The following is a 3537-nucleotide window of genomic DNA, read 5'->3' on the forward strand; positions in this document are numbered from 1 at the left end:
GGGTTTAAAGATACTTAATTTCAATTAATTTTGGTCGTTAAAATTATGGTTTTTCTTATAAAAAAGAGTGCGTTGCTATGAAAAATGAAAAGTCAGTGAAAACAATTCAAAAAAAATCGAAGTTTAGAGACTATTTACGCTATCTGCGGATTAAATTTAAAAGGTATAATTTTAAAAGTGGAAAAAATAAAAATGCATCTCTCGATGTGAGACACCTTTCTGACCATTTAAAAAAAGACATTGGTATATATGATAAAGACCACTAACATCATTAATATCTCTTCGTACTCTTGTCTTACTCGTTGTGTCACAAAGTTTAGTTGCACTACATGCGCACTGATTTTTAGAGGCAATTAGGCTGCTGTCTGCAAAATGTCTCCCAAAAAGATAATCCTTCAGGATTATATGAGCTGTCCATTTTAATTATCGACCATAGTTCCACTCCTACAAGGGTGGAACTAGCTTCCTCATCAGGTTTCCATTCCGGGCACTGATACATCTTACCTTGCCAGTGACTTTGCTCAACGATTAGACAATGGTCAATATTGTGTAGAGACAGATAGAAAAGGAGTACTTCTTTGATTTCATCATCAATGCTACAGGAATACAACGTTCACTCGATAGAAGCAATCCGGTACTTGATAGCCTGCTAAGTCAGAAACTGGTGATATTCAAATGGGCTTGTATGCTCTTGGGCGGATAACTTGTGGTGATTTTTACATAGTCAATAACATAGATATGATTAATAACCAAATCTCCACTTTATTGTCATCCTTCAAGCTAAAAAAAGGGGAAACCAAAACATGTATCTAGCCTCATTCATAGCTTTGGTTGGCTCGCTCTTATTTACATATTTCGAGATACCACTAGGTGTAATGTTCGGTGCCCTGATTGCTCTTTTGTTAACGGTAAAAACAGGGTTTACTCTAGCTCTTCCCAAAAGCACATTGACCGGAGTACAGTTAATCCTTGGTGCCACAGTGGGCTCAATCGTCCCTATGCAGACTCTTTCCAAGGGTTATCCGATATTACTTTTTGTGGGACTCGTCCTTTGTATGTCCGCACAAGTTCTCACCTCGTATCTCTGGCTTTCTAAGCGAGAGAAATGGTCAAAATATGAAAGCCTACTTGGGGCGGTCCCGGGAGCGATGGCCGCGGTTCTTGTCATTAATGAAAATCACAATTCACCTTCTAGTAAAGTGATTTTCACTCACACAGTTCGACTCATTTTCTTAATCATAGCTTCCGCTCTTCTTGTCTCAGCGGACAATTCACCAGTTCCTGGGCCGGCTATTTCCTTAGACAACCTTTGGATACTTCTCCCACTTTTCCTCGCCTACTTTTCAGGTTTGCTTCTCGATAAAATTGGTACTCCAGCACCGTATATGGTGACTGGGATGTTAGCAACTATGTTTGTGAACTCTGAGTTACCGTCATACAACTTTCTTGTCCCGACAGAGCTTGTTTTTATTGCAACATCCGCTCTAGGGGCATTAATTGGGATTCGTCTAAAAGATATAACCGTTGTAGATATCTTCTCTTATGCGCGAGCTGGGATTATTGCTACAACGTTAAGTCTTACAGTCACAGTTGTTTTTGCATATATATTCAGCAAGCTAATTGATAAGGAGTTCATCGTACTCTTGATGTCGTGGGTTCCGGGCAGTGTGGAGTCTATGACTGTCGCTGCCATTTATCTTGGACTAGAGCCTGCATTAATAATGCTTAGTCATATCATTCGCATGATAATGCTTCATTCTATCCCTCTCGGCTTCAATATTTATAAGTATTTACGGAGACAATTATGAAATGGGACATTGGTGTTGGCTTGGTTTCATTAAAAAACCTCAGTTAAGACTGGTTTTTTGCTTTTTCCATTCCTAATAAGCTCTTTTCACTTAAATGCATTTAATTTACCTATTGAAAGAAATTCAACTGGAACTTCCGTTCTTCAACGGTATCCAGTCTGTACTTTGTAGTATTGAAGAGCGGAGTTACGCTGCTTCTATCTAAAAACATCAGAAACAATAAAGCTTGAGAAGTACAATATCCTCTCATCATTTTTTGCTTTGAACACATTATTCATCATCGGTAAATCTATCTAATTTCTATTTAGACCGTCAACCTCCTTCGGTAATCACACCACTCCCAAAAAGTGAACACTAAGGCGATCTTTTCCCAGAGCACACCCAGAGCACAGTCCCAATGCATGGCGGCATAACACGTCTCTGGACAAAAGTTTGTTAGGCGATTTACTCTATTTAGACCATTACGTATTAGAAAAAATATAGGTATTACACGATATATTTTGGTTATCACTCCTCAAGGTATGCTCAATATTTACACATAGAAAGACTGTGCTATTCAATAGGCAATCTCTAAACATCGCCAGCAACCACGACATCATAATGTATGGGTTCGACGTCATATCATGGTGAGAGCTGCGTTAAGTTGCTTAAACAATGGTGGGTGATTAAAAATATCAGTCATAGTACGACTAGGTTTATGGATTTAGAGCGTACTGCGGGAATCGCCCCCGCATCATCATCTTGGAAGGCTGAGGGTAATAACCATTAAACGCTGTACGCTTTGCGTTCATATTCCTTGATAATCAGTGGGGTGCTTAGTCAGTTTTAGCCTAGAAAGCCAAATCAGACTTGAAATGGACATCCACATAGTATTTCATATGCTCGGAGCGACAATACCCGCTCCCCAAAGGACGCGAACCGAAGTAGAAAAAAGAGATATTACATACGCCGAATCAACCATTTAGGGATTGGTTCTACGCACCCATCAATCGAGGCTCACTTCTGTGGCCAATTCAACTCGACCACAATAAAAGAACATTATGAAGAGTAAAAGAAGCAGACTTCGAGATCATGAACTGGAAGCCAGTTTATTCAAAAACCGAGCCGTGTTTGCTTTCGTATGTATTGTCTTTCTGGCCGGGCTGCTGGTTCTCAACATTTATAACCTGCAGGTGACAAAACATCAGTATTATCAGACACGCTCTAATTCTAATCGTATCAAAATCATTCCTTTGCCGCCGACCAGAGGGCTGATTTATGACCGCAATGGCGTCCTTTTAGCAGAGAATGTGCCAGTGTTCAGCTTAGAACTCGTGCCAGAAAAGATAAAGAATATTCCCAAAACGATTGAGAGACTCCGTGAAATCATCGATATCTCTCAAGAGCAAGAAGAAAGGTTTAATACAAACCTCAAACGGGCACGACGTTTTAGTTCCGTGCCTCTGTTGGACAACCTCAATGACGAACAAGTCGCCAAATTCTCGGTCAATCGCTATAAATTTCCCGGCGTGGATGTCATGGCAATGCTCAAGAGACATTATCCCTACGCCGATATTTTGACCCATTCACTCGGCTATGTAGGACGCTTGAACGAGTCGGACCTCAACAGGTTCATCAGTGAAGGGAAAGAGCTCAATTATAAAGCCACCAGAAACATCGGGAAAATTGGCATTGAACGCTATTACGAAGACATGCTCCATGGCAAAGTGGGCTATCAAGAAGTCGAAGT

General features: G+C 40.4%; 2 protein-coding genes. Both read left to right on the forward strand.

The window, feature by feature from the left end:
* The first annotated feature begins 803 nt into the window (after nucleotides 1-803).
* Nucleotides 804-1808 carry an AbrB family transcriptional regulator gene (locus tag AB4653_RS02300; protein WP_017101219.1) on the forward strand — a complete coding sequence of 335 codons (1005 nt, stop codon included), beginning with the start codon at nucleotides 804-806 and terminating at the stop codon, nucleotides 1806-1808.
* A 1040-nt stretch (nucleotides 1809-2848) separates the two neighbouring features.
* The coding region (locus AB4653_RS02305) for a penicillin-binding protein 2 (RefSeq protein ID WP_372103224.1) at nucleotides 2849-3537 on the forward strand (689 nt) is incomplete at its 3' end.

The organism is Vibrio sp. 10N.222.48.A3 (assembly GCF_041475345.1).
Classification (GTDB): domain Bacteria; phylum Pseudomonadota; class Gammaproteobacteria; order Enterobacterales; family Vibrionaceae; genus Vibrio; species Vibrio tasmaniensis_A.

Bases quoted from the DNA above. Each gene is read 5' to 3' on its own strand.
- AB4653_RS02300 (WP_017101219.1), top strand. From the start codon at position 804: ATGTATCTAGCCTCATTCATAGCTTTGGTTGGCTCGCTCTTATTTACA.